The 26,175-nt window shown below is 60.9% G+C and carries 17 protein-coding genes and 3 pseudogenes; 13 read left to right on the top strand and 7 right to left on the bottom strand.

From position 1 onward, the window contains the following. The first annotated feature begins 4 nt into the window (after nucleotides 1-4). From bglX to JN403_RS10080, 7 genes and pseudogenes are all read left to right on the top strand, one after another. A complete protein-coding gene (bglX, locus tag JN403_RS10110) occupies nucleotides 5-2,302 on the top strand; it encodes a beta-glucosidase BglX (RefSeq protein WP_205486875.1) in 2,298 nt (765 codons plus the stop codon). 43 nt (nucleotides 2,303-2,345) lie between these two features. Further along, on the top strand, nucleotides 2,346-4,109 hold the full coding sequence (locus JN403_RS10105; protein WP_205486874.1) for an ATP-binding protein: 1,764 nt from the start codon (nucleotides 2,346-2,348) through the stop codon (nucleotides 4,107-4,109). Continuing rightward, entirely contained in the window at nucleotides 4,103-5,449 is a 1,347-nt protein-coding gene (locus JN403_RS10100; RefSeq protein WP_205486873.1) for a sigma-54 dependent transcriptional regulator, read from the top strand. Before JN403_RS10105 ends, JN403_RS10100 begins: the two co-directional genes overlap by 7 nt. 340 nt (nucleotides 5,450-5,789) lie before the next feature. Further along, entirely contained in the window at nucleotides 5,790-7,112 is a 1,323-nt protein-coding gene (locus JN403_RS10095) for an MFS transporter (protein ID WP_065992311.1), read from the top strand. A gap of 245 nt (nucleotides 7,113-7,357) precedes the next feature. Then, a complete protein-coding gene (locus JN403_RS25885; RefSeq protein WP_205486872.1) occupies nucleotides 7,358-7,783 on the top strand; it encodes a hypothetical protein in 426 nt (141 codons plus the stop codon). Between the two features lie 407 nt (nucleotides 7,784-8,190). Next, entirely contained in the window at nucleotides 8,191-8,514 is a 324-nt protein-coding gene (locus JN403_RS10085) for a hypothetical protein (protein ID WP_205486871.1), read from the top strand. A gap of 213 nt (nucleotides 8,515-8,727) precedes the next feature. Then, nucleotides 8,728-9,350 (top strand): annotated as a pseudogene (locus tag JN403_RS10080) (flavin reductase family protein). On the opposite strand, the gene JN403_RS10075 reads toward JN403_RS10080, so the two are convergent. Both JN403_RS10075 and JN403_RS10070 read right to left on the bottom strand, forming a co-directional pair. Further along, nucleotides 9,351-9,590, bottom strand: coding sequence for a hypothetical protein (locus tag JN403_RS10075; RefSeq protein WP_205486870.1), 240 nt, complete (start codon nucleotides 9,588-9,590; stop codon nucleotides 9,351-9,353). 224 nt (nucleotides 9,591-9,814) lie between these two features. After that, nucleotides 9,815-10,063: an antibiotic biosynthesis monooxygenase family protein gene (locus JN403_RS10070; RefSeq protein ID WP_345945842.1), complete on the bottom strand. Its 249-nt coding sequence runs from the start codon at nucleotides 10,061-10,063 to the stop codon at nucleotides 9,815-9,817. Nucleotides 10,064-10,497: 434 nt separating this feature from the next. Between JN403_RS10070 and JN403_RS10065 the strand changes: the two genes are divergently transcribed. Continuing rightward, on the top strand, nucleotides 10,498-11,385 hold the full coding sequence (locus JN403_RS10065; RefSeq protein ID WP_240356950.1) for an AraC family transcriptional regulator: 888 nt from the start codon (nucleotides 10,498-10,500) through the stop codon (nucleotides 11,383-11,385). 27 nt (nucleotides 11,386-11,412) lie between these two features. On the opposite strand, the pseudogene JN403_RS10060 reads toward JN403_RS10065, so the two are convergent. Beyond that, nucleotides 11,413-13,043, bottom strand: a pseudogene (locus JN403_RS10060) (5-guanidino-2-oxopentanoate decarboxylase). 147 nt (nucleotides 13,044-13,190) lie between these two features. Here JN403_RS10060 and JN403_RS10055 point away from each other — a divergent pair. Together JN403_RS10055 and JN403_RS10050 are read left to right on the top strand one after the other, a co-directional pair. Further along, a complete protein-coding gene (locus JN403_RS10055; protein WP_205486868.1) occupies nucleotides 13,191-14,078 on the top strand; it encodes a LysR substrate-binding domain-containing protein in 888 nt (295 codons plus the stop codon). 447 nt (nucleotides 14,079-14,525) lie between these two features. Beyond that, nucleotides 14,526-16,031 carry an MDR family MFS transporter gene (locus JN403_RS10050; RefSeq protein ID WP_205486867.1) on the top strand — a complete coding sequence of 502 codons (1,506 nt, stop codon included), beginning with the start codon at nucleotides 14,526-14,528 and terminating at the stop codon, nucleotides 16,029-16,031. 18 nt (nucleotides 16,032-16,049) lie between these two features. Here the strand turns inward: JN403_RS10050 and JN403_RS10045 are convergent, their stop codons facing one another. Next, nucleotides 16,050-16,910, bottom strand: a complete 861-nt coding sequence (locus JN403_RS10045; protein WP_205486866.1) for a cache domain-containing protein — start codon at nucleotides 16,908-16,910, stop codon at nucleotides 16,050-16,052. Nucleotides 16,911-17,099: 189 nt separating this feature from the next. Beyond that, the gene (locus JN403_RS10040) at nucleotides 17,100-17,744 is read right to left on the bottom strand and encodes a TetR family transcriptional regulator (RefSeq protein WP_122536010.1); all 645 of its coding nucleotides are present in this window, start codon (nucleotides 17,742-17,744) and stop codon (nucleotides 17,100-17,102) included. Nucleotides 17,745-17,999: 255 nt separating this feature from the next. On the opposite strand from JN403_RS10040, the gene JN403_RS10035 reads away from it, so the two are divergent. The 3 genes and pseudogenes from JN403_RS10035 to JN403_RS10025 all read left to right on the top strand — a co-directional run bounded on the left by JN403_RS10035 (nucleotide 18,000) and on the right by JN403_RS10025 (nucleotide 23,772). Further along, nucleotides 18,000-19,172, top strand: coding sequence for an efflux RND transporter periplasmic adaptor subunit (locus JN403_RS10035; RefSeq protein WP_205486865.1), 1,173 nt, complete (start codon nucleotides 18,000-18,002; stop codon nucleotides 19,170-19,172). Between the two features lie 3 nt (nucleotides 19,173-19,175). Next, a pseudogene (locus JN403_RS10030) lies at nucleotides 19,176-22,309 on the top strand (efflux RND transporter permease subunit). Beyond that, nucleotides 22,306-23,772 (top strand): AdeC/AdeK/OprM family multidrug efflux complex outer membrane factor, encoded by a 1,467-nt coding sequence (locus JN403_RS10025; protein WP_205486864.1) that lies wholly within the window; start codon nucleotides 22,306-22,308, stop codon nucleotides 23,770-23,772. Before JN403_RS10030 ends, JN403_RS10025 begins: the two are co-directional and overlap by 4 nt. An 81-nt stretch (nucleotides 23,773-23,853) precedes the next feature. Here the strand turns inward: JN403_RS10025 and pcaD are convergent, their stop codons facing one another. Beyond that, complete coding sequence (gene pcaD / locus JN403_RS10020) at nucleotides 23,854-24,642, bottom strand: 3-oxoadipate enol-lactonase (protein ID WP_205486863.1); 789 nt, start codon at nucleotides 24,640-24,642, stop codon at nucleotides 23,854-23,856. Between the two features lie 87 nt (nucleotides 24,643-24,729). Then, nucleotides 24,730-26,019 (bottom strand): MFS family transporter, encoded by a 1,290-nt coding sequence (locus JN403_RS10015; protein WP_205486862.1) that lies wholly within the window; start codon nucleotides 26,017-26,019, stop codon nucleotides 24,730-24,732. Nucleotides 26,020-26,175: the final 156 nt, after the last annotated feature.

The following is a 26,175-nucleotide window of genomic DNA, read 5'->3' as shown; positions in this document are numbered from 1 at the left end:
ATTCATGAATAAGCTGTGTTTCCTGAGTCTCGTCATCGGCCTGGTCAGTCAGTCCGCCTGGGCCGAAAACGCCACCACCGGCGTCGGGGCGCCCTCTACCCTGCAAGCCAAGAATGCCTTCATCGCCAATCTGATGAAGCAAATGACCCTCGACGAGAAGATCGGTCAGCTGCGCCTGATCAGCATCGGCCCGGAGATGCCGAAGCCGGAAATCCTCAAGGAAATCACCGCAGGCCGCATCGGCGGCACGTTCAACTCTGTCGTGCTGCCGGACAACCGCGCCATGCAGGATGCCGCCGGTCACAGCCGCAATAAGATTCCGATGTTCTTCGCCTTCGACGTTGTCCACGGCCAGCGCACGGTGTTCCCGATCAGCCTGGGCCTGGCGTCCAGCTGGGACATGAACGCCATCACCCGCACCGGTCGCGTGTCGGCGATCGAAGCAGCCGCCGACGGCGTCGACATGACCTTCGCGCCGATGGTCGATATCACCCGCGACGCGCGCTGGGGCCGCAGCTCCGAAGGCTTCGGCGAAGACACTTATCTGGTGTCGCGTATCTCCGCCACCATGACCCGCGCATTCCAGGGCACCAGCATGCAGGCGCCCAACAGCATCATGGCGGTGGTCAAACACTTCGCCCTGTATGGCGCCGTCGAAGGCGGTCGTGACTACAACACCGTCGACATGAGCCCGGTGCGCATGCAGCAGGACTATCTGCCACCGTATCGCGCATCGATTGATGCCGGCGCAGGCGGCGTGATGATCGCGCTCAACTCCATCAATGGCGTGCCTTCCACGTCCAACGCCTGGCTGCTGCAGGATGTCTTGCGCAGGGATTGGGGGTTCAAGGGCGTGACCGTCAGCGACCACGGCGCAATCAAGGAGCTGATCGACCACGGCGTGGCGAAAGACTTCCGCGAAGCCGCCAAACTGGCGATCAAGGCCGGCGTCGACCTGAGCATGAACGACAAGGCCTACGGCGAAGAACTGCCGGGCCTGGTGAAGAGCGGCGAAGTGTCGGAGAAAGAAGTCGACGATGCCGTGCGTGAGGTGCTCGGCGCCAAGTGGGAAATGGGCCTGTTCGCCAACCCGTACCTGCGCATCGGCGCGGCAGTGGACGACCCGGCCGACCGTAACGCCGAAAACCGTTTGCACCGTGCCGAAGCCCGCGACGTCGCGCGCAAGAGTATCGTGCTGTTGAAGAACCAGAACGACACCCTGCCGCTGAAAAAGCAGGGCACTATCGCCGTGATCGGTCCGTTGGCCAAAAGCTCGATGGACATGCTGGGCAGTTGGTCGGCGGCCGGTCTGGCGCGTCAGACCGTCAACGCCTACGACGGTATCGCGGCGGCAGTCGGCGACAAGGCCAAGCTGGTTTATGCGCTGGGCTCCAACGTCACCGACAACCAGCACGCCATTACCTACTTGAACAAGATGGACGACCAGATCGCCATCGATCCGCGTCCCGAGCAGGAGATGATCGACGAAGCGGTCAAGGCCGCGCAGCAGGCTGACGTCGTCGTGGCGGTGGTCGGTGAGTCGCGCAACATGTCCCACGAAGCGGCGAGCCGGGTCGACCTGGTGATCCCGGGCCGTCAACGTGAGCTGATCCGCGCGCTCAAGGCCACGGGCAAACCGCTGGTGCTGGTGCTGATGAATGGCCGCCCGCTGGCGCTGGGTGAAGAAAACGAGCTGGCCGACGCCATGGTGGAAAGCTGGTTCCTCGGCACCGAGGGCGGCAACGCTTTGGCCGACGTGCTGTTCGGCGACTACAACCCGTCCGGCAAACTGCCGATGACCTTCCCGCGTTCCGTGGGTCAGGTGCCGGCGTACTACAACCACCTGAACACCGGCCGTCCGTATCGCCCGAACGATTCGAACTACACCTCGAACTATTTCGAGGAGCCGACCAGCCCGCTGTTCCCATTCGGTTACGGCCTGAGCTATACGCAGTTCAGCGTGTCGGACATCACCCTGTCGATCAACAAGATGACCCGCAAGGACAAGCTGACCGCCAGCGTCATGGTCAAGAACACCGGCAAGGTCGCCGGTGAGACCGTGGTTCAGCTGTACCTGCGCGACGTCGCCGCGTCTATCAGCCGCCCGGTGAAGGAGCTGAAGAACTTCCAGAAAGTCATGCTGAAGCCGGGTGAAGAGAAGTCCGTGAGCTTCACCCTGACCGAAGAAGACCTGAAGTTCTTCAACCCGTCGCTGAAGTACGCAGCCGAGGCTGGCGAGTTCAAGCTGATGATCGGCCTGGATTCGGAGAACGTGAAAGAGACGACGTTTAACTTGCTGTAAGGCAGGAATCCGGGGCGAATGCGCCAGCCACTGAAAGGAGGTCATGCCCATGCCCCGTTCCGTCCGCCTTGTGCTCTATGTGTTGCTGATCCTCGCCGGTGCCGTCATAGCGGCGACGCTGGCGATGCACCAGGCTCAGCGCCATGCCCTGGAAGATGACGCTGAACAATCCAGGGACCGGCTGGCGCTCTATGCCAATACGCTGCAAACCCTGATCGAGCGCTACCGCGCGTTGCCAGCCGTTCTGGCCCTCGATCCGCAACTGCGGGCGGCACTGGCCGGACCGGTCAGCGCCGACACCACCCAGGCGCTCAATCTCAAACTGGAGCAGATCAACGGCGCCGCCCGATCCTCCACCCTTGAACTGCTCGACCGCAAAGGCCTTGCCGTCGGCGCCAGCAACTGGCGTCTGCCGAGCAGTTATGTGGGCCACAACTACGGCTTCCGCCCCTACTTCACGCAAACCCGCGCCACCGGTGTCGGGCGTTTTTATGCCGTCGGCGTGACCAGCGGCATTCCGGGTTACTTCCTGTCGAACGCCGTACGGGACGAGGCCGGGCAGTTCATTGGGGCCATGGTGGTCAAGCTGGAGTTTCCGGATCTGGAGCACACCTGGGCGCAAAACGATGACCTGCTGCTGGTCAGTGACGCGAAGGGCATCGTCTTCATCGCCAATCAGCCGGGCTGGCGGTACCGCGCTTTACACCCGCTGACCGAGCAGGACCACGCAGAGCTGGCGAGCACGCGTCAGTACGACAAACAGCCGCTGACGCCCTTGCATCAGGCGCCGCTGCGAACGTTCGGCGAGAACAGCCATCTCAGCCGCGTCGACGCCCCCAACGAGCAGGCCGATTTTTTGTGGCAGTCGATGCCCTTGCCGACCGAGGGCTGGACCTTGCACCTGCTGCGCAAACCCCAGCCTGCCAGTGAAGATGTGCGCAATGCGGGTCTGGCGGCAGCAGGCATCTGGCTGACGCTGGTGTTCCTGGGGTTGTTTCTGTATCAGCGCTGGCGCCTCGCCCGGGTACGCCAGCGCAGTCGCGAAGAGCTTGAACGTTTGGTTGAAGAACGCACGCGGGACCTGCACACGGCGCAGGACGGTCTGGTGCAGTCGACCAAGCTGGCGGCGCTCGGTCAGATGTCCGCCGCCCTCGCCCACGAAATCAACCAGCCGCTGACGGCGCAGCGCATGCAACTCGCGACCCTGCGCCTGCTGTTGGAGCATGGCCGCGTCGACGATGCGCACAAAGCGTTGAGCCTGCTGGATCAGCAACTGACGCGCATGGCCGCGCTCACCGGGCACCTGAAAACCTTTGCCCGCAAAAGCCCCAGCGGCCTGCGCGAACGCCTTGATCTGGCCACCGTGGTCGACCAGGCGCTGCTGTTGCTGGACGCACGTATTCGGGAAGAACGTGTTAGTTGCGTGCTCGACCTGACGCGCCCGGCGTGGGTGCGCGGCGACGCGATTCGGCTTGAACAGGTGCTGATCAACCTGATGCGCAACGCCCTCGACGCGATGGGCGATAAACCTCTCAAGCGCCTGGAGATCCGCATCGATGCAACCGGCGGGCACTGGTGCCTTTCCGTCATCGACAGTGGCGGCGGAATTGCCCAAGAACACCTGGCCAACGTCTTCGATCCGTTTTTCACCACCAAGCCGGTGGGCGACGGCCTGGGGCTGGGGCTCGCGGTTTCGTTTGCCATCGTGCATGAGCTGGGCGGCCGGCTCAGCGCCGAAAACGTCAACAACGGCGCGCGGTTTTTCTTCTGTCTGACCCAGGCCCCGGAGGCCGACGCCCCATGCTGAACGCGGTAATCGTGGTGGATGACGAGGCGCCCATTCGCGAAGCGGTGGAGCAATGGCTCACGCTGTCCGGGTTCGAGGTGCGCCTGTTCAGCCGTGCTGAGGAATGCCTGGCGCAGCTGCCGGATCACTTCCCCGGCGTCATCCTCAGCGATGTGCGCATGCCCGGCATGGATGGTTTGCAATTGCTGGCAGCGTTGCAGCTGCGAGACCGTGATTTGCCGGTGATCATGCTGACCGGCCACGGCGACGTGCCCATGGCCGTGGACGCCATGCGCGACGGCGCCTATGACTTTCTCGAGAAGCCGTTCAGCCCCGAAACCCTGCTCGGCAGTTTGCGGCGGGCACTGGAGAAGCGCGCGCTGGTGCTGGAAAACCGCGCGTTGCACGAACGCGCAGATAACCGCTCGCGTCTCGATGCGACGCTGCTGGGCATGTCGCCGACGATGCAGACTTTAAGGCGGCAGGTGCTGGACCTCTCGCAACTGCCGGTCAATGTGCTGATTCGCGGCGAGACCGGCAGCGGCAAGGAAATGGTCGCGCGTTGCCTGCACGACTTCGGTCCGCGGGCCGACAAACCTTTCGTTGCGGTCAACTGCGCGGCGATCCCGGAGCAGCTGTTCGAAGCCGAGCTGTTTGGACACGAAAGCGGCGCGTTCACCGGCGCTCAGGGCAAGCGAATCGGCAAGCTGGAGTACGCCCACGGTGGCACGGTGTTCCTCGACGAAATCGAAAGCATGCCGCTGGCGCAGCAGGTCAAGCTGCTGCGGGTGATTCAGGAACGGCGAATCGAGCGCCTGGGTTCGAACCAGAGCATCGATATTGATGTGCGCATCATTGCCGCGACCAAGCCTGACCTGCTGGACGAAGCCAGGGCCGGGCGTTTCCGCGAGGACCTGGCGTATCGGCTGAATATCGCGGAATTGCGCCTTCCGCCGTTGCGCGAGCGGCGAGAGGACATCCCGATGCTGTTCAGCCATTTCTCGCGAAATGCGGCGGAGCGCCTGGGTCGTAGCGCGCCGGTATTGAGTGGTGAGCAGCTGAGCCATCTGCTCAGCCACGACTGGCCAGGGAACGTACGCGAGCTGGCGAATGCGGCCGAGCGCCAGGTGCTGGGGCTGGACGGCCCTGCTGCGCAAGGCAGCACGGTAGGTCAGTCTCTCGTGGCGCAGCAAGAAGCGTTCGAAGCCCATTGCATTCGTTCGGCGTTGCGACGGCATAGGGGCGACATCAAAGCGGCCATGCACGAACTGCAACTGCCCCGCCGCACGCTGAATGAAAAGATGCAGCGGCACGGGTTGGTGCGCGAGGACTTTCTGGTTGAAGGCAATACACAGAGTTGAGCTGCCCGGATGTAATCTGTGTAGGACCGGCTTCAGCCGGGAAGAGGCCCGTTTGATCGCCATCACATTTGCGGTGTAACCACCGATGCATTCCCGGCTGAAGCCGGTCCCACCAGGTGATCGCATTCCGTCAGTGGGACCGGCTTCAGCCGGGAACAGCTTTCTGGCCATGAGCGGATTTTCGCTCATGGGTTTCAGACAACAAGCGGATTTCCGCTTATCTTCGCCGCGAAAACCCCTCTATTCCGGGCCTTTCAGCCTTTGGCACAGCTCCTGCTATCACTGTTGTCAGACCGCCTCGATGCGCTCCTTCTAACAACAATGACTTGCAGGAAATCCCATGGCCATCCCCAATTCTGCCTCCCACGGAACGGCTGCCACGCCAGCCGCCGAGAAAACCACCGGAAGTCGCCTGAAATCCATTTTCAGCGGTTCGGTCGGCAACATGGTTGAGTGGTACGACTGGTACGTCTACGCCGCCTTCTCCCTCTACTTCGCCAAAGTCTTCTTCCCCAAGGGCGACACCACCGCCCAGCTCCTCAACACCGCCGCGATCTTCGCCGTGGGCTTCTTGATGCGCCCTATCGGCGGCTGGCTCATGGGCCTCTATGCGGACCGCAAAGGCCGCAAGGCCGCGCTGATGGCGTCGGTGCTGCTGATGTGTTTCGGTTCGCTGATCATCGCCCTCACCCCCGGTTACGAAACCATCGGCGTCGGCGCCCCAATCATGCTGGTGTTCGCCCGCCTGTTGCAGGGCCTGTCGGTGGGTGGCGAGTACGGCACTTCGGCGACCTATCTCAGCGAGATGGCGACCAAGGAACGCCGGGGCTTCTTCTCAAGCTTTCAGTACGTGACGCTGATCTCCGGTCAGCTCATCGCGCTGGCGGTGCTGATCGTGCTGCAACAAACGCTGACCACTGAACAGCTGCACGCGTGGGGCTGGCGCATCCCGTTTGCCATCGGCGCATTGTGCGCGGTGGTGGCGCTGTTCCTGCGTCGCGGCATGGAAGAGACCGAGTCGTTCAACCGCAAGAAGGACAAACCCAAAGAAAGCCTCATGCGTACACTGATGCGCCATCCGAAAGAGCTGATGACCGTGGTCGGCCTGACCATGGGTGGCACGCTGGCCTTCTATACCTACACGACCTACATGCAGAAGTACCTGGTGAACACGGTGGGCATGAGCATCACCGATTCGACGACGATTTCTGCCGCCACGCTTTTCCTGTTCATGTTGTTGCAACCGGTGATCGGCGCGCTGTCTGACAAGATCGGTCGTCGCCCGATCCTGATTGCCTTTGGCGTGCTGGGCACCTTGTGTACCGTGCCGATCCTCACCACCCTCCACACCATCCAAAGCTGGTGGGGCGCGTTCTTTCTGATCATGGCCGCGCTGATCATCGTCAGCGGCTACACCTCAATCAACGCCGTGGTGAAAGCCGAACTGTTCCCGACCGAGATCCGCGCCCTGGGCGTCGGCCTGCCGTATGCGCTGACAGTGTCGATTTTCGGGGGTACGGCCGAATACATCGCGCTGTGGTTCAAGAGCATCGGCATGGAAACCGGTTACTACTGGTACGTCACCGCCTGCATCGCGGTTTCGCTGCTGGTGTATGTGTTCATGAAGGACACCCGCAAGCACTCACGGATCGAAACCGATTGATTTGACCCGGCTGCGAGCCGCTTCGACCAGCGCATCAAGACAGAAAAACAAGGGCAGCTCACTCACGTGAGCTGCCCTTTTGCGCTTCAAGGCGCCGCTAAGTGCATGAATAACACTCGCTTTTGGCAGTATCAATTTCAGCAATGATCGCTACCAATGCGATTGACTTCTTAATAATTCTGAGGCGAGTAAAGTTCACTCCATACCGAGTTACCCACTAATTAAATCGATCTGGAGCAACTATCATGAAAACTAACAAACTGATCTTCGGCCTCGCTTTCTCCATTCTTGCAAGCAGCGCCTTTGCACTTCCATCCGTTGATGCGCACCACGCTGTTAATGCTGCGGTTGTTGCAGAAAACGGCTCGTCCCACACTAACATCGGGCGCGTTGCTGCTGACGGTTCAGACCACGTCGGTGCCAACCGTCAGGCCGCTGATGGCTCCGACCACGTAGGTGCCAACCGCCTCGCTGCTGACGGTGCCGATCATGTTGGTGCCAACCGTCAGGCCGCTGATGGCTCGGACCACGTAGGCGCCAACCGCCTCGCTGCTGACGGTGCCGACCATGTAGGCGCAAACCGTCTGGCTGCTGACGGTGCCGACCATGTAGGCGCAAACCGTCTGGCTGCTGACGGCTCGGACCATGTTGGTGCAAATCGCCTGAGCTGATTCACCCCTGTCGTTCTCTCAGCCCGGCTTTATGCCGGGCTTAATTTTTCTCCGCTACAAAACCTGAAACCCTTGGTGTGACTGGGCGCATGCCGGAATCTTGCCAGCAACGAAGCAGGTTGCACTCGCCGCGATTCCATTCGGGGTCATCCCTTGGCCCCTTCTAGCCGCTAACGCACTAGCAATATTTACCATTCTAGTCAACAGGCAAATTCGCCGTCGCTCTTGAAAATTGCCCCATCCCAGCGCAAATCACCCTACAACGCTTTAAAACCGGGCATTCCAGCCAACTATCATTTTTGGCGATGGTCGTTACCAATACCGTTAACTTCAACTTAATCCGTACGCGCGTAATATTAGCTCCATTCCCAAGTTAACTAATTATTGAACTTACTGGAGCAACACTCATGAAAACTTCAAATATTATTTTCGGTCTTAGTCTGTCCATCCTGGCATCGAGCGCATTCGCTCTGCCTGTTTCCGAACAGCACTCTGCATTTAATGGCACTGTCGTAGCAGAAGGCGGTTCTTCTCACACCAATGCGTCGCACACCGGTTCTTATCGTCAGGCTTCCGATGGTTCTGACCACGTTGGCGCCAATCGTCTTGCCGCCGACGGCGCTGACCGCGTAGGCAACAACCGCCAGGCCGCAGATGGTGCTGATCACGTCGGCGCCAACCGTCTGGCCGCAGATGGCGCTGATCACGTCGGTGCCAACCGCGTTAGCTAAGTTGCCCGCATCACGTTGACTGCTTCACGTCCAACCGCTTCATGTTCCACCTCCTGAACTCCCTTTGTAGCCCGACGCGTGTCGGGCTTTTTTTGCCCGGGGTTTGGAGGCTGCTGGAATCCTTATTCAATGCCTTGCACTATGTCGGCCCGCACCCCGTGCGCGCGCACACCGTGGTCGATACGCCGGCACAACACCATTCAGGAACACACCATGTCAGACGATATTCATTTCTACGAACCGTCCAAGGGTCACGGACTGCCCCACGACCCGTTCAACGCCATCGTGGGCCCACGCCCGATAGGCTGGATCTCGTCCCAGGACGCAGAAGGCAAGCTGAACCTGGCGCCCTACAGTTTCTTCAACGCCTTCAACTATGTGCCTCCGATCATCGGGTTCTGCAGCATCGGCCGCAAAGATAGCCTGAACAATATCGAACAGACCGGCGAATTCGTCTGGAACCTCGCCACGCGCAGCCTGGCCGAGCAGATGAACATGAGTTGCGCGGCAGTGCCGGCGGACGTGAGCGAGTTCGAGCTGGCCGGCCTGACGGCAGAACCGTCGCGCATCGTTTCCGTGCCGAGGGTCAAAGAAACGCCGGTTTCGTTCGAATGCAAAGTGACGCAGATCATCCAGCTGCAACGCGCCGACAAGGAAGTCGTGCCGAGCTGGCTGATTCTGGGGAAGTGGTGGCCGTGCACATTGCCAAGCGGCTGCTGAAGGAAGGTGTGTATGACACCGCAGCCGGCGAGCCCATCCTGCGCGGTGGCGGCCCGGCCGACTATTTTCAGCTGAGCGCAGAGTCGCTGTTCAAGATGTACCGGCCGAAAGTCTGATCAATCCCGGGCGAAGACCAGTTCGCCCTCTTGCGTGACGTCGGCGAGCCGCTCCAGCTCGTTCACAGCGGCGTCGTCAGCGGCGAGCGCGGTAGGGAATTTCTGCTCGGCCAGCACGCGGTGAAAAGTCGGCGCGCCGCCCATGACCCTGGCCTTGACGGCAATGGCGGCGCTGTAGCCATCGTCACCGGGAACGGCTGCAGAAACGGCTTCGTGATGGTGGAATTCTTTGCGTGCCATGGTTCGACGCCTTGCCTTGAAAATGAGGCCGGGATTTTAAACGCAGGCGTTCTAACTCTCGAAAGGTTTTCTTCGCAGGCCCTTATAGGCTGAGCCAAGTGAGCACCAGCACTGAACCCACTAGCCCGCCAGGCGAGCATCAACAGAGACATGATCCGTCTGTGCCTGAACCGTCGTCACGGTGGCAAACGTTTGAAAATCCAGGCTCGTCACCAGCATCTCGGTCACCAGTTCGGAAAAAGGTTGAGCTCGGGGGCGGCGAACCAGTCGTTCATCGCGGAGGGATCGGCCCAAGTGCCGGTGATGACCCATAGATTTTCGTCGGTCAGGGATTTCTGCAGCGCAAAGTGCAGGCAACCCGACGCCGCAGCGGACGGGCTGATCAGGCTGCTCAAGCGGGCGCCCAGTTGCGTACTGTGTCCGGGGCGGGCGCGGACGGAGACCCAATGGCTCACGACTGAAGTGTTTGGCATGCTCGGCGCTCCTTCTTTTTGCGTGCGTGTCTTTAGCGGACGAGCCGTGCTCCGGGACCGTGTATCCGGGAAGCAGGCTGCGGCTGAAAGTGAAGGTTAGGGGCGAAAGCACGCCCAACGGTAGCCGATTACTGCCACGTTATTGCCTGATTCTGCGCCGACAGCTTCACAGCAAGAACCGACCTCGACGCTGCGCCACGTGACTACCATGGACTTTCGAGCAATGATCTCAAACGAACAGGGCCCATTCATGGCAACGCAACACCTCGGTAACAGAATCAGGCAAGCATCCGGCAGGATTCGCCTAACGCTTGCGCTTGCCCAAAAATAAGCTGTGCTGCATCAATGCCCTGTCAGAGGAATTCCCCATGTCGCTATCCGCTCTTGCGCCGTCCGCCCCGGATGCTCGACCTGTCGCCGAGCTGAGTGCGCAGATGACGCAACAGCGCGCCGAGCTGGCAGAACTGATCCGCCGGCATGCCCCGGCCGATGGCAGTTTCCAGACGGTGATCAAGTCGCTGTTCATGGTTCGCCACGATCGGCCGTCGCAATCGGTGCCCGGCTTGGTACAACCGGCGCTGTGCATCATGGCTCAGGGCCGCAAGGACGTGACGCTGGGCGGCGAGCTGTACACCTACGACCCGCTCAATTACCTGGTGCTGTCGGTGGCGTTGCCCATTAGCGGCAAAGTGATTTACGCGACGCCGGAAGAACCGCATCTGGCCCTGCGCCTGGAAATCGACCCGGTGGAAATCAACGCACTGATCGCCGAAGCCGGTCCGATGAGCGTGCCGACGCGTCACAGCGGGCGCGGCATGTACGTCGAGCGGATCGACCCACAGCTGCTCGACGCCGTCATCCGCCTGATCCGCCTGCTGGACACGCCGAAAGACATTCCCATGCTCGCACCGCTGATCAATCGGGAGATTCTTTACCGACTCCTGCGTGGGAGCGAAGGGCACCGGCTGTACGAAATCGCCATCTCCAACTGCCAGACCCATCGCGTCACCCAAGCGATCAAATGGCTCAACGACCATTTCCAGGAGCCGCTGCGGATTGAATATCTGGCGAAGGAGGTGAACCTGAGCGTCTCGACGCTGCACCACCGTTTCAAGTCCGTCACCGCCATGAGCCCGCTGCAATACCAGAAACAGCTGCGACTGCAGGAGGCCCGACGGTTGATGCTGGCGGACGGCCTGGAGGCATCGGCCGCCGGTTACCGGGTCGGCTACGAAAGCGCTTCGCAGTTCAGCCGCGAGTACAGCCGCCTGTTCGGCGCGCCACCGTTGCGGGATCTGGCACGCCTGCGCAGCACGGTCTGAAACGCGCCGGCCGGTTAATATAAAACATCAGCCGAGGCTGCTCATCCAGCGCTTTTGGTCGACCTCGATCAAGGTCGGGCCGTCACGCTGGCCGGCTGAGTTCAGGGCCGCCGTCAGTTGCTCGACGTTGACGACCGCTTCGGCGACGCATCCCAGTGCTGTGGCCACGCCGATGAAATCAGGCGTGTAGATGTCGACGCCGATGGGTTCAATGGCGCGGTTGACCATGTACTTTTTGATTTCTTCGTAGCCTTGGTTATTCCACAACAGCACGACGATGGGCGTCCGCGCCTCCACCGCACTCGCCAGTTCGGACAGGGTGAACTGCAGGCCGCCGTCGCCAATAAGACACACCACCGGGTTGGATGCTCCCGCGTCTTGACTGCCCAGCCATGCACCCACGGCGGCGGGCAAGGCGTAGCCAAGTGTTCCGTAACCGGTGGAGGAGTTGAACCAGCGGCGAGGCTTGTCGAGGTCGAGTGTGAGGTTGCCGGTGTAGACGGGCTGGGTAGAGTCGCCCACGATCACGGCCTCCGGCAGTACTTCGAGCACCGTCTGCAGGAACAGGGTCTGCGCACGGGTGGCGTCGTCCCAGCCCGCCTCAAGACGCTGCCTCAGCGCAGCCACTCGCGGAGCCCCCAATCCGCGCTGCGTGGCGCCAGCACTTCGTTGGCCAACGCGTCCATCAAGGCCTCGGCAGCGTATTGAGCGTCGGACACCAGCCCGAGGGTCGGCGGGAAGTTGCGCACGGTTTGATCAGGGTCGATGTCGATGCGCAGCAACGCGCCCGGTATCTTGAAGTGGCCCTGAAAGGTGATGTCGTAATCGGTCTCGGCCAGTTCAGTACCGATGGCCAGCACCACGTCGGCGTTTTCAATGACCTCGCGGGTGGCGTCGAGGGATTGCGTCGAGCCGATCAGAAGTAGGTGAGCGCCCGGCAGCATGCCTTTGGCGTTAATGGTCAGCGCGACCGGCGCGTCCAGCCGTTCCGCCAGACGCGTCAGCGCCGGGGCGGCGTCAATGGCGCCGCCTCCGGCCAGAATCAACGGCCGTTGCGCCGTGGCCAACAAAGTCGCCATCTGCCCAATCGCTGCAGGCGCCGGCCCCGCGCGGGTCACCGATACGGGTTGGCTATGCACCAGGGCGTCGGCATTTTCCACCAGCACGTCCAGCGGGATCTCGATATGCACGGGGCGTGGTCGCGCTGCTTGGAATACCGCAAACGCCCGGGCCAGCACCGACGGCAATTCAGCCGCAGACATCAGCGTGTGGGAGAACGCGCAGACGCCTGCGACCAGTGCGCTCTGGGACGGCAGCTCATGCAGCTTGCCGCGACCGCCGCCCAACTGGCTGCGGGACTGTACGCTGGAAATCACCAGCATCGGGATCGAGTCCCCGTACGCCTGACCCATCGCCGTCGTGATGTTGGTCATGCCGGGCCCGGTGATGATGAAGCACACGCCGGGCTTGCCTCGCGTGCGCGCATAGCCGTCCGCCATAAAGCCTGCACCCTGCTCATGACGCGGAGTGATGTGGGTTATCGAAGAACCCGCCAGTCCCCGGTAAAGCTCGACCGTGTGCACGCCCGGAATCCCGAACACTCGCTCGACCCCATAACCTTCCAGCAACCTGACCAGCACTTCCCCGCACGTCGCCATGTATCTGCTCCTTGTTAAGTCTTGCCCGACGCTGCCCGCCCATTTGTCAGGATCAGCATGCGACCATTGAAGCGGCGCAACCGTATCGACCACAACGCAAAAAATGTCATGCTTAGCCATGTCCTCAGATCATGGCTCATCCTGCCGATGAAACGCCTTCCGCCCCTGCCCGCCCTGCACACGTTCCTGATCACCGCGAAGTGCTGCAACTTCACTCGGGCTGCCGAGGCGCTGCACATCACCCAAGGCGCGGTCAGCCGGCAGATCTCCGGACTGGAAGCCCATTTGGGCTATCGCCTGTTCAATCGTCAGGCCCGGGGCTTGAACCTGACCGCCCAGGGCCGTGAATTGCTGCCGCGCATCGAACAGGTGTTCAGCCTGATCGAAGAAGCGCTGGATCAGGTCGATGCCAGACCGAGGGCGCTACAGATCAAGGCGCCGACCTGCATCAGCCGCTGGTTATTGCCGCGCCTCATGCAGTGGCAGAAAGAGCGGCCTGACGTGCCGGTGCAACTGACCACGACCAGCGCCCACACCGTGGATTTTCGCCGGGAGGATTTCGACGCCGCCGTGGTGTTCGGCGCACACCCGGGTGATTTCACCCACGTGCAGCACCTGTTCGACGAACAACTGACGCCGGTGTGCTCTCCATCACTGCCATTCAGCAATCCACTCTCCCGCGCCGCCGATCTGGAACGGCACATGCTCCTGCACCCCACCCTCGACGAGCGGGACTGGACGCTGTGGCTGAAAGCCGCCGGGGCGAAGCTGACCAACGTCGAGCAGGGCCAGCACTTCGACACGATGGACCTGGCGATGACCGTCGCGTCTCAAGGGTCCGGCGTTGCCATCGGCGACTGGTCGCTGATCGGCGAAGACCTGAGCGCCGGGCGGCTGGTCATGCCGTTCGAGCTGAGAGTGCGGACCGGCGCGGCGTATTACTTCGTGCACCCCAGAGGCGCCAGCATCCCTTCCCCACTGCAGGATCTGCTGGGCTGGCTGTCGCTGCAGGCGGCAGAAAGGCGCATCGGCTGAGCGGCGCAATGCTCGCTTTTCCTCCATGGCCCGCCTGATACAAACATTCAATCCCCCCTCGCCCGGCCAACTCGCCGGAAGCGACCTACACTGACAGTGTCCGCTCTGAACCAGATGTCCTACCGGATCGAGGCAAATGTCATGAGAACCACAATAAAAAGACAGTGTGTTTATGTCGTCGCCGTTACTGCCGTATTGAGCCTGTATGCCGCAGGTGCTTACCGAATCGAACAAATGCGGCAAACACCCCGCATGGCGGTGGTCTGCACGATGGGGCATTGCGTCCCTACGGATGCGACGTTCAGCGCCCTGCGTTGATGGCAAACGCCGGTCAATCCGACGCTTAAAAACCCCGCAGCCTGCTATCGATTAGCAAGCTAACGGACTAGACTTGGCAAAAATTCCTGCGGGTGTTCAGCGGGTCAATCTGCCAGTCGAGTCCCTTCTGTGACGAGCCTCAATCAACCCCGTCCGGACATCCGCAGCATTCTGTTTGCGCTGATGATGGCCGTCTTCCTCAGTGCGCTGGATCAGACCATTGTTGCGGTCTCGATGCCGGCCATCTCAGCCCAATTCCAGGATTTCGACCTGCTCGCCTGGGTGATTTCCGCCTACATGGTCGCGCTGACCGTGGCGGTGCCGATTTACGGCAAGCTGGGGGACTTGTACGGTCGGCGCCGCTTGATGCTGTTCGGGCTGGCGACGTTTACCCTGGCCTCGCTGTTCTGCGCCATGGCCCAGAGCATGGAGCAACTGGTGCTGGCGCGTGTGCTGCAAGGCATCGGCGCTGGCGGCATGGTCTCCGTGAGCCAGGCGATCATCGGCGACATCGTCCCGCCCCGGGAGCGCGGTCGCTATCAGGGTTACTTCAGCGGGATGTACGCAGCGGCGAGCGTGGCCGGGCCGGTGCTCGGCGGCTTCATGACCGAGTACCTGTCGTGGCGATGGGTGTTCATCATCAACTTGCCACTGGGGCTGGCTGCATGGTGGGTCGCGCGCAAAACGCTGGTTGGCCTGCCGATCCCTCAACGCAAACCGGTGATCGACTACCTGGGTACGGTGTTGATGATCATCGGCCTGACCGCCTTGCTGCTGGGCATTACCGAAATCGGTCAGGGCCACGGCTGGCGCGATGCTTCGGTGGTCATGCAATTGTCGGTCGCGCTGCTCGCGCTGGTGATTTTTGTGTTGTACGAACGACGCACCCGCGAACCATTACTGCCCATGCACCTGTTCGCCAATCGCAGCGCAGTGCTCTGCTGGTGCACTATTTTCTTCACCAGCTTTCAGGCCATCTCGCTGATCGTACTGCTGCCGCTGCGTTTTCAGACCGTCACCGGCGCAGGTGCCGACAGCGCGGCGTTGCACCTGATGCCACTGGCCATCGGCATGCCCATAGGCGCGTACTTCGGCGGCCGTCGCACTTCGCTGACGGGCCGCTACAAGCCAATCATCCTCACTGGCGCAGCGTTGATGCCGCTGGCAATCCTCGGCATCGCCCTCACGCCGCCTCAGTCTGTCATTCTGACCAGCCTGTTCATGGTTCTGACCGGCATTGCCAGCGGCATGCAATTCCCGACGTCGCTGGTGGGCACACAGAACTCGGTGGAGGTCAAAGACATGGGCGTTGCGACCAGCACGACCAACCTGTTTCGGTCTCTGGGCGGCGCGGTCGGTGTGGCGAGCATGTCGGCACTGCTGCTGGCGATGCTCGCCGGTTCCGGCATCGCCCAGGTCGGCGCCGGTTCGATCCCGGGCGAGGGCTCGGGCAATGTGCTGATGGACAGTCTGCATACCGCCAGCGGCCCGGCCCTTGAATCGCTGCGCGGGCAACTGTCGATGACCTTCCAGCATCTGTTGATGGCCAGCGCGGCGGTGTCGCTACTGGGTCTGTCAGCTGCGCTGGCGATGCCCAATAACCTGCTGCGCGGGCGGGACGACAAGGACCGATAAACGAGCCTGCCAGACCGATCAGCCGCTGTAGTAACCCACCGCCACCAGGAATTCACCGACCTTGCGCACGTAAGCGTGCTTATGTTCGATCTTGCTGGTGACCGGATTGCGCCAGCGGTATTCGTACTCGCCTTCGGGCTGCTTCTTGATCAGCTCGAGCATTGGAATGCCAACCGGTTTGCCTTCCGGATCCTTGACCTTGCTGAAGTCGGTATTCACCAGCCGCAGATTGGTGCCGTGGGCCACGTAGCGCCTGGTCTCCACGTTCACCACGAAGACATACAGATCGTCTTGCAGAAATCCGCCCTTGAGGTCATTGATCGCACGGAGGGCGCCGTCTTTATCCTCTTCCAGCGCCCTGGAAGCTTTGTCGAGCAATGCCCTCGCCTGCTCCGGGGAAGCACGGGGCAAGTAATAGCCGACGGCCAACACCCGATCGCCGATGCGCTGGAAATACACCCGCTTGCGCTCGACCTTGCCGTCGCGCCAGTTCTGCCAGCGATATTCGGCCTGCTGAATGCCGGCGCTTTCCGGGGTTTGCAGCACCTGCCTGAAGGTTTTCTGCAGCTCAGGATCAAGCACAGACGACACGTCACGGCCGATCAACGCGACCGATGGCCCGCCACTTGCAAGCATGATGCCCTTGGTATCGGTGACGAAAACATAACGCTCGCCATCGACGAACTCACCCTGGCGGCTGTACTCGGCCAGCGCTTTGTCTCCCTGAACCCGATACCGGGCAACGGCTTTTTCCAGCAGCGCCCTGGCCGCCGCCGCTTCCTCGACTTCGTCACCTGCTGCCCAGCCTTGCCCGATGCACAAGGCAGCGAGCACACCCATCAGTAGCCTGCTGCATGCGTTTTTTGACACGACTGCCATCGCTTCGCCCCCACTCTTATTGGTTATGGGGCAAGCGTAGACGGGAGATTGCGATAGGGCAGCATTCGGCACTTCAATGAGTACCCGGACCTGAATGAGCGCTGAATCACCGGTTTGGCTTAGTAAAGCGAAGGTAAACCGCCTTTTCAGCGAAGGTCAGGCGCGGTATAGATACAGGCCAAACGCCATTTAGGCCGACGTGGTATCGCGTAACGCCGGGCTGAAGCGGAGCATGTCGAGAATGCCATCGACCAGACGCTCGGCGTCGTCATGCAGCGGGAAGCTTTCCGGCACCAGCAGCCACTGGCCGATGATGCCGTGGATATAGGCATGCAGGCAGATCGCAGCGCGTTGCGGATTGAGGTCAGCGGGGAGCTGGCCTTGCCTGGAAGCATTACTGAGTGCCAGTGCAATCCGCTCGTTGGCGTCTAGCCAGACAAATTGCCGTTGTTGCCGCATGTCACACATTTCGTCGGTAAATTCGAATTTATGGAACAGAATTTCATTGATGCGACGGGTTTTTGGATCGCTGGCAACTTGCTGAAACAAATGAATGAGAAGCTTGCGCGTCCATCCCAGCGGGTCTACTTCATCTTCGCTTTCGCTCGCCCTCGCCATCTCTTCCAGAGGCTCATGCAGGCTGTCGAGCATGGCCTGGACCAGATCGGCCTTGTTGCTGAAATGCCAATAGATCGCGCCGCGGGTCACGCCAGCCAAGGCCGCAATGTCGGCAAGCGTCGTGCGGGAGACCCCTCGATCGTAGAAAGCCTGCTCGGCAGCTTCGAGGATCTGCTTGCGCGTTTCCTGGGCTTCTTCTTTCGTGCGTCGAACCATGGCAGTAAAAACCTCAATGAAAATGCCTCAGGCGCTCTGGTCGAGTGGCCTGCACAGCACGTCGGGCGGCCTTTGTAATGCCTTGTCCCGGACCTACAATCGATACCCTCGGTGCGTTGGAGTGTCGCACTCGTGGGTGTTTACAAACAACCGTGAATGTAAGTATATTCATTAGCATCCTACTTATCTAGCTGGAATACTTTCCCGCCCTCTTTCCACTACCCATGAGTTCAGGCTCCTGACCCGAGGATCTTCATGCAATTCAAGCCAGCTGTTACCGTACTGGTCACTGCCGTCGCCCTGGCATCGCTGCTCTCCGGATGCAGCAAGAAGGAAGAAGCGGCCGCAGCACCACCGCCCCCTCAGGTCGGCGTCGTTACTCTGAAAACCCAGGCCTACACCCTCACCTCTGAACTTCCCGGTCGGACCACCGCGTTCCGTATCGCCGAAGTGCGTCCGCAAGTGAACGGCATCATCCTCAAGCGCCTGTTTACTGAAGGTGCGGATGTCAAAGCCGGTCAGCAGCTCTATCAAATCGACCCGGCGATTTACCAGGCCACCCTGGACAGCGCCAAGGCGACCTACGAATCCTCCAACTCCCTCGCTGGCCGCTATAAGCAGCTGATCAACGAGCAAGCCGTCAGCCGTCAGGAATACGACACGGCGGTGGGTTCGGCTCGTGAAGCGAAGGCGGCAGTGCAGACAGCAGAGATCAACCTGCGCTACACCAAGGTCTATGCGCCCATCTCCGGCCGTATTGGTCGCTCCCTGGTAACAGAAGGTGCGCTGGTCAGTAACGGTCAGGCCGATGCGATGGCCACCATTCAGCAGCTCGACCCGATTTACGTCGACGTGATCCAGTCTTCGGCCGAGATGCTCAAGCTGCGTCGCGAACTGGAAAGCGGCAAGCTGCAGAAAGCCGGCGAGAACTCCGCGAAGGTCAAGCTGGTGCTGGAAGACGGCAGCCTCTACCCCATCGAAGGCAAGCTTGAGTTCTCAGAAGTGTCGGTCGACCAGACCACCGGTTCCGTGACGCTGCGCGCCGTGTTCCCGAACCCGGATCACACCCTGTTGCCGGGCATGTTCGTGCATGCACGACTGCAATCGGGCGTGGCCGAGAACGCGATCCTGGTTCCACAGCAAGGCATTACTCGTGACCTGAAAGGCACGCCAACCGCATTGGTGGTGAACGCCGACAACAAGGTCGAGTCCCGCACGCTGGTTGCCAACCGCACCATCGGCAGCGACTGGCTGGTTGAAAAGGGCCTGAACGCAGGTGATCGCGTGATTACCGAAGGGCTGCAATACGTCAAGCCAGGCGCTGAAGTGAAAGTGGCCGAAGCCACCAACGTCAACGCAGCTAGCCCGGCACCGAACCCGGCAACTGCCCCGGCAACTGATAAAGCCGCAGGCAGCAAAGGGGAGTAATTCATGTCGAAATTTTTCATCGACCGGCCGATCTTCGCGTGGGTAATTGCCCTCGTGATCATGCTGGTGGGGACGCTGTCGATCCTCAAGCTACCGATCAACCAATACCCGGCCATTGCGCCGCCGGCCATCGCGATCGCCGTGACCTACCCGGGTGCCAACGCGCAGACCGTGCAGGACACCGTGGTGCAGGTGATTGAGCAGCAGCTCAACGGTATCGACAACCTTCGTTATGTGTCATCGGAAAGTAACTCCGACGGCAGCATGACCATCACCGCGACGTTCAACCAGGGTACCAACCCGGACATCGCTCAGGTTCAGGTGCAGAACAAGCTCAACCTGGCCACCCTGCTGCTGCCGCAAGAGGTGCAGCAACAGGGTATCCGTGTGACCAAGGCGGTGAAGAACTTCCTGATGGTTGTCGGCCTTGTGTCCGAAGACGGCAGCATGGGCAAGGAAGACTTGTCCAACTACATCGTGTCGAACATGCAGGACCCGATCTCCCGTACCTCCGGTGTGGGTGACTTCCAGGTCTTCGGTGCCCAGTACGCCATGCGTATCTGGCTCGACCCGGCCAAGCTGAACAATTTCCAGCTGACCCCGGTCGACGTCAAAACGGCCATCACAGCCCAGAACGTTCAGGTGTCTTCCGGCCAGATCGGCGGTCTGCCTGCGCTCAAGGGTCAGCAGCTGAATGCCACGATCATCGGTAAAACCCGTCTGCAGACCGCCGAGCAGTTCGGTAACATTCTGCTGAAGGTCAATCAGGATGGTTCGCAGGTTCGCCTGAAAGACGTCGCCAAAGTCGGTCTGGGGGCGAGAACTACAGCATTGACGCGCAGTTCAACGGCAAGCCGGCCTCCGGTCTGGCGATCAAGTTGGCGACCGGTGCCAACGCGCTGGACACCGCCAAGGCGATCCGCGCCACGATCTCCCAGCTGGAGCCGTTCTTCCCGCCTGGCATGAAAGTGGTTTACCCGTACGACACCACGCCGGTGGTTCAGGAATCCATCACCGGCGTGGTTCACACCCTGGGTGAAGCGATCATCCTGGTGTTCCTGGTGATGTACCTGTTCCTGCAGAACTTCCGCGCCACCATCATCACCACGATGACCGTGCCGGTGGTATTGCTGGGTACGTTCGGGATCCTTGCCGCTGCCGGTTTCACCATCAACACGCTGACCATGTTCGGGGTGATCCTTGCCATCGGCTTGCTGGTGGACGATGCCATCGTTGTGGTGGAAAACGTCGAGCGGGTGATGGCGGAGGACAAACTTTCGCCGCGGGATGCCACGATCAAATCCATGGAGCAGATCCAGGGCGCACTGGTCGGTATCGCACTCGTGCTGTGTGCAGTTCTGCTGCCAATGGCGTTCTTCGGCGGCTCCACGGGTGTGATCTACCGGCAGTTCTCGATCACCATCGTTTCGGCGATGGCGCTTTCGGTACTGGTCGCGCTGATCTTCACCCCGGCGTTGTGCTCCACCCTGCTCAAGCCGATCGATCATGAGAAGCACGGGCAGCCGAAACGTGGATTCTTTGGCTGGTTCAACCGCACCTTCGACCGCAGCGTAGTGAGCTACGAGCGCGGCGTCGGCAACATGCTCAAGCACAAGGTTCCGGCCTTTATCGTTTATGCGCTGATCGTCTGCGGCACCATCTGGATGTTCACCCGCATTCCGAGCGCGTTCCTGCCGGAAGAAGACCAGGGCGTGATTTTCGCCCAGGTGCAGACGCCTCCAGGCTCCTCGGCTGAACGTACGCAGACCGTTATCGACAACATGCGTAAGTACCTGCTGGAAGAAGAGTCCGGCGCGGTCAACTCGGTGTTCACCGTTAACGGCTTCAACTTTGCCGGTCGCGGTCAGAGCTCCGGTCTGGCGTTCATCATGCTGAAACCGTGGGGCGATCGTGATGCCTCCAACAGTGTTTTCGAGCTGGCCAAACGGGCGCAGCAGCACTTCTTTGGCTTCCGCGACGCAATGACCTTTGCGGTCGTACCGCCTGCGGTACTGGAACTGGGTAACGCCACCGGTTTCGACGTGTACTTGCAGGATCAGGGCGGCGTGGGTCACGCCAAGCTGATGGAAGCGCGTAATCAATTGCTGGGCATGGCGGCACAAAGCAAGATTCTGGCGGGCGTGCGTCCGAACGGTCTGAACGATGAGCCGCAGTACCAACTGGTTATCGATGACGAGCGTGCGCAGGCCCTGGGCCTGAGCCTTTCGGACATCAACACCACCCTGTCCATCGCCATGGGTGGCAACTACGTCAACGACTTCATCGACCGCGGTCGGGTCAAGAAGGTGTACGTGCAGGGCGATGCCAGTGCGCGGATGAAGCCGGAAGATTTGAAGAAGTGGTACGTGCGCAACACCGCTGGCGAGATGGTGCCGTTTGCCTCGTTCGCCACCGGCGAGTGGGTGTTCGGTTCGCCGAAGCTGTCCCGTTACAACGGTGTACCGGCCGAGGAAGTGCTGGGTACTCCGGCGCCGGGTTACAGCACCGGTGAGGCGATGGCCGAGGTCGAGCAACTGGCGAAGAAGTTGCCGGCCGGCGTGGGTCTGTCGTGGACGGGTCTGTCCTATGAAGAGCGTCTGTCCGGTTCCCAGGCGCCCGCGCTGTACGCACTGTCCATCCTGATCGTGTTCCTGTGTCTGGCGGCGTTGTATGAAAGCTGGTCGATTCCGATCGCGGTGTTGCTGGTCATCCCGCTTGGGGTTATCGGTGCGCTGATCGCGACGAGTCTGCGTGGCCTGTCCAATGACGTGTTCTTCCAGGTAGGTCTCTTGGTGACGGTGGGTCTGGCGGCGAAAAACGCCATTCTGATCGTCGAGTTCGCCAAGGAGCTGCATGAACAGGGCAAGGGCATCGTCGATGCAACCATCGAAGCCTGCCGGATGCGTCTGCGGCCCATCGTGATGACGTCCATGGCGTTCATTCTCGGTGTGGTTCCGCTGGCGATTTCCTCGGGCGCCGGTGCCGGTAGCCAGCATTCGATCGGTACGGGCGTAATCGGCGGTATGATCACCGCGGTTATCCTGGCGATCTTCTGGGTACCGTTGTTCTTCGTTTCGATATCCTCGCTGTTCAAAGGCAAACAGAAACACACTCCACACGATGAGGCTGGCCAATGAGCAAGTCCCTGATCTCGCTGGCGGTCACCGCGTTCATTCTCGGCGGCTGCTCGTTGATCCCCGATTACAAGCAGCCCGCCGCTCCGGTGCCGGCTCAGTTCCCGCAAGGTCCGGCCTACTCGCCGGCCCAGGCGGCGAATCAGGCGGCGGCCGAGCAAGGCTGGCGTCAGTTTTTCCATGATCCGGCACTGCAGCAGTTGATTCAGACGTCGCTGCAGAACAACCGTGACCTGCGCGTCGCCGCGCTGAACATCGACGCCTACCGCGCGCAGTACCGCATTCAACGTGCGGACCTGTTCCCGGCTGTCGCGGCCTCGGGCACCGGCACGCGTCAGCGCGTGCCGGGCGACCTGTCGCAAACGGGCGAGTCCGGTATCACCAGTCAGTATTCAGTGGGTCTGGGCATCAGCTCCTATGAGCTGGATCTGTTCGGACGAGTGCGCAGCCTGAGTGAGCAGGCGTTGCAAACCTACTTCGCCGGTGAAGAAGGCCGTCGCAGCACGCAGATCAGTCTGGTCGCCAACGTGGCCAACGCCTATCTGACGTGGGAAGCGGACAAAGAGCTGTTGAAGCTGACCCAGGACACCTTGGGCGCCTTCGAGGAAAGCCTGCGTCTGACCTCTCGCAGCAGCGAAGTGGGTGTGGCTTCGGCACTGGATCTGGCGCAATCGCGCACCTCCGTCGAGAGCGCCCGCGTCAAGCTGGCCCAGTACCAGCGACTGGTCGCCCAGGACGAAAACAATCTGGTGCTGTTGTTGGGCACCAGTCTGCCGGCCAATCTGCCCGCGTCCAAGCCGTTGAGCGCTGACATGCTCAACGAAATGCCGCCGGGGCTGCCATCTGAGCTGCTGCAACGCCGTCCGGATATCTTGCAGGCCGAATACAACCTGAAAGCCGCCAACGCCAATATCGGCGCTGCACGCGCCGCGTTCTTCCCCAGCATCAGCCTCACGGCCAGTGCCGGTACGGCGAGCGGCGACCTGAGCGGTCTGTTCAAAGGCGGTTCGGGGACGTGGCTGTTCGAGCCGTCGATCAATCTGCCGATCTTCAACGCGGGCAGTTTGCGCGCGAGCCTGGACTACTCGAAGATCCAGAAAGACATCGGCGTCGCCAACTACGAGAAGGCGATTCAGACGGCGTTTCAGGAAGTCTCCGACGGTCTGGCCGCGCGCAAGACCTACACCGATCAGCTCAAGGCGCAGACCGATTTCGTCAACGCCAACCAGGACTACTACCGTCTGGCCGAGCGTCGCTATCGCATCGGGATCGACAGCAACCTGACCTTCCTCGACGCCCAGCGTCAGTTGTTCAGCGCGCAGCAGTCGTTGATCACCGATCGTCTGTCGCAGCTGAACAGCGAGGTCAATCTGTACCGCGCGCTCGGCGGCGGCTGGTACGAACAGACCCCGACCGGCGAGCGTCAGCCAACCGCGGGCGATGTGCCGTCCACCCGCTTGTTCTGATACGCCGCGTATGAAAAAACCCACCGATTGGTGGGTTTTTTTGCCTGTTTTCCAGACTGTTTCAAGCAAAGGCCACAGCGGTTACGCCAACAAAAACTCCGTCACACGCAGTGCAAAGACTTCACCCAGTTCAACGCTGGACAGGTGCGCGGCGTAGTAGTCGGAGAGTTCGCTGCCGTGGATGTGGTTCTGCAGATAATGCCCGTCCGCCACGGTGGTGACGGCGTCATGGCTGCCGCAGATGATCAGCGTGGGCACGGTGATCGAACCGACTTCCTTGCGCAGATCGGCATCCCGGACAGCCGCGCAGCAGGCGGCGTAACCCAGCGGAGACGTCGCCGCCAGCACGTCGGTGACGGGCGTGACCTTGTCGGCGTGCTGACTGGCAAAGTCAGGCGTGAACCAACGCCCTACAGCGCCAGCGCCCATTTCCTTCATGGCCCGCTCACCGCCCTTCTCCACCTGGGCGATGCGCGGCGCCCACGTTTCCGTGTCGCCGATCTTCGCAGCGGTGTTGCACAGCACCAGCTTGTGCAGCCGATCGTTGGCATGAATGCCCAGCCACTGACCGATCAAGCCACCCATGGACAGTCCACAAAAGTGCGCGCGGTCGACCTTCAACCCATCAAGCAGCGCCAGCACGTCTCGTCCCAGCTGTTCGATGGTGTAAGGCCCTTGGGTGACGAGGGACTGACCGTGGCCGCGGGTGTCGTAACGCACGACGCGGAATGACTTGCTCAGCGCCGGAATCTGCGCGTCCCACATATGCAGGTCAGTGCCCAGCGAGTTGGACAGCACCAGCACTGGCGCATCCTCTCGCCCATCAATTTCATAATGCAGCTCACCGTCTTCAAGTTGTACGAACGCCATGGCAGTCGCTCCGTGAAACACGTGGAATAAGTGTGATGAACGTGGATAGCTCGCGCCGTGCAAAGACGCGGGCTCCAAGGTCCGGGATCAGTGATCTTCGTGCAGGTAAGCAGGCTTCTTCGGCAGTCGCAGGCTGAACAGGAAAGCAATCGCCATCATCGCGGTCACGTACCAGTAGAAGGTGTTTTCCATGCCCATGTTCTTCAGGCCCAGCGCCACGTATTCAGCGGAGCCACCGAAAATAGCGTTGGCCACGGCATAGGCCAGACCGACGCCCAGCGCACGGACCTGCACCGGAAACATCTCGGCTTTCACCAGACCGCTGATCGAGGTGTAGAAACTGACGATGGCCAATGCCAGGGTGATCAGCACGAACGCGATGACCGGGCTGGTGGTGGTTTTCAACGTCAGCAGCAGCGGCACCGTGCAAAGCGTGCCCAGCCCGCCGAACCACAGCATCGAAGCGCGACGGCCAATTTTGTCGGCGAGCATGCCGAACACCGGCTGCATGCACATGTACAGGAACAGCGCGCCGGTCATGATGTAGCTCGCGACCTTGGCATCCATGTGCACGGTGTTGACCAGGTATTTCTGCATGTACGTGGTGAAGGTGTAGAAAATCAGCGAGCCACCGGCGGTGTAGCCCAGCACGGTGATGAACGCCGCTTTGTGATCGCGGAACAGGGCAGACATGCTGCCCGCATCCTTGTTCTGACGGACTTCGGCGGTGGTGGTTTCTTTCAGCGAGCGGCGCAGCACCAGCGAAATCACCGCCGCCACCGCACCGACCACGAACGGGATGCGCCAGCCGTAGGCTTTGAGCTCATCGGCACTGAGAAACTGCTGCAGGATGACCACGGTCAGTACGGCCAACAGCTGGCCGCCAATCAGCGTCACGTACTGAAACGAAGCGAAAAACCCGCGCTGCCCCCGCAATGCGACTTCGCTCATGTATGTGGCCGTGGTGCCGTATTCGCCGCCCACCGACAGGCCTTGGAACAGGCGCGCCATCAGCAGCAGAAACGGCGCCCAGGCACCGATGGTTGCATAGGTGGGCAGACAGGCGATGACCAGCGATCCCGCGCACATCATCAGCACGGAAATCATCATCGAGTTCTTGCGGCCATGTTTGTCCGCCACGCGACCGAACAGCCAGCCGCCGATGGGACGCATCAGGAAGCCTGCGGCGAATACGCCCGCGGTGTTGAGCAGTTGAACGGTCGGGTCGTCGGAAGGAAAAAACGCAGGCGCGAAGTAGATGGCGCAGAAGGCGTAAACGTAGAAGTCGAACCATTCGACGAGGTTGCCCGATGAGGCCCCGACGATGGCGAAGATCCGCTTGCGCCTTTCTTCGCCGGTGTAGTGAGTCGTTGTCATTATTATCTCCCCAGGTGTTAGTAAGGTCAGCCAGTCTAAGACATAACCTGCAACATTTAGACTTAAGCAGTAACGTTTCGACATCACAAGGACAACCACCCAAGTCAGCAAGTTGCCCCTTTCGCAGAGGCAACCGATGACTCGGGTGGTTGATTC

This window comes from Pseudomonas sp. 15A4 (assembly GCF_016925575.1).
In the GTDB taxonomy this organism is placed as follows: domain Bacteria; phylum Pseudomonadota; class Gammaproteobacteria; order Pseudomonadales; family Pseudomonadaceae; genus Aquipseudomonas.
The sequence above is the reverse complement of the archived record's forward strand: the minus strand, read 5'-3'. Positions and strand labels throughout refer to the sequence as shown.

What these genes read in the sequence shown, in the direction of transcription:
- JN403_RS10055 (WP_205486868.1), top strand. Translation starts at nt 13,191, where the DNA reads ATGAAACGCCTTCCGCCCCTGCCCGCCCTGCACACGTTCCTGATCACC.
- JN403_RS10025 (WP_205486864.1), top strand. Translation starts at nt 22,306, where the DNA reads ATGAGCAAGTCCCTGATCTCGCTGGCGGTCACCGCGTTCATTCTCGGC.
- JN403_RS10085 (WP_205486871.1), top strand. Translation starts at nt 8,191, where the DNA reads ATGAAAACTTCAAATATTATTTTCGGTCTTAGTCTGTCCATCCTGGCA.
- JN403_RS10105 (WP_205486874.1), top strand. Translation starts at nt 2,346, where the DNA reads ATGCCCATGCCCCGTTCCGTCCGCCTTGTGCTCTATGTGTTGCTGATC.
- JN403_RS10015 (WP_205486862.1), bottom strand. Translation starts at nt 26,019, where the DNA reads ATGACAACGACTCACTACACCGGCGAAGAAAGGCGCAAGCGGATCTTC.
- JN403_RS10075 (WP_205486870.1), bottom strand. Translation starts at nt 9,590, where the DNA reads ATGGCACGCAAAGAATTCCACCATCACGAAGCCGTTTCTGCAGCCGTT.
- bglX (WP_205486875.1), top strand. Translation starts at nt 5, where the DNA reads ATGAATAAGCTGTGTTTCCTGAGTCTCGTCATCGGCCTGGTCAGTCAG.
- JN403_RS10065 (WP_240356950.1), top strand. Translation starts at nt 10,498, where the DNA reads ATGACGCAACAGCGCGCCGAGCTGGCAGAACTGATCCGCCGGCATGCC.
- JN403_RS10095 (WP_065992311.1), top strand. Translation starts at nt 5,790, where the DNA reads ATGGCCATCCCCAATTCTGCCTCCCACGGAACGGCTGCCACGCCAGCC.
- JN403_RS10070 (WP_345945842.1), bottom strand. Translation starts at nt 10,063, where the DNA reads ATGCCAAACACTTCAGTCGTGAGCCATTGGGTCTCCGTCCGCGCCCGC.
- JN403_RS10035 (WP_205486865.1), top strand. Translation starts at nt 18,000, where the DNA reads ATGCAATTCAAGCCAGCTGTTACCGTACTGGTCACTGCCGTCGCCCTG.
- JN403_RS10100 (WP_205486873.1), top strand. Translation starts at nt 4,103, where the DNA reads ATGCTGAACGCGGTAATCGTGGTGGATGACGAGGCGCCCATTCGCGAA.
- pcaD (WP_205486863.1), bottom strand. Translation starts at nt 24,642, where the DNA reads ATGGCGTTCGTACAACTTGAAGACGGTGAGCTGCATTATGAAATTGAT.
- JN403_RS10040 (WP_122536010.1), bottom strand. Translation starts at nt 17,744, where the DNA reads ATGGTTCGACGCACGAAAGAAGAAGCCCAGGAAACGCGCAAGCAGATC.
- JN403_RS10045 (WP_205486866.1), bottom strand. Translation starts at nt 16,910, where the DNA reads ATGGCAGTCGTGTCAAAAAACGCATGCAGCAGGCTACTGATGGGTGTG.
- JN403_RS25885 (WP_205486872.1), top strand. Translation starts at nt 7,358, where the DNA reads ATGAAAACTAACAAACTGATCTTCGGCCTCGCTTTCTCCATTCTTGCA.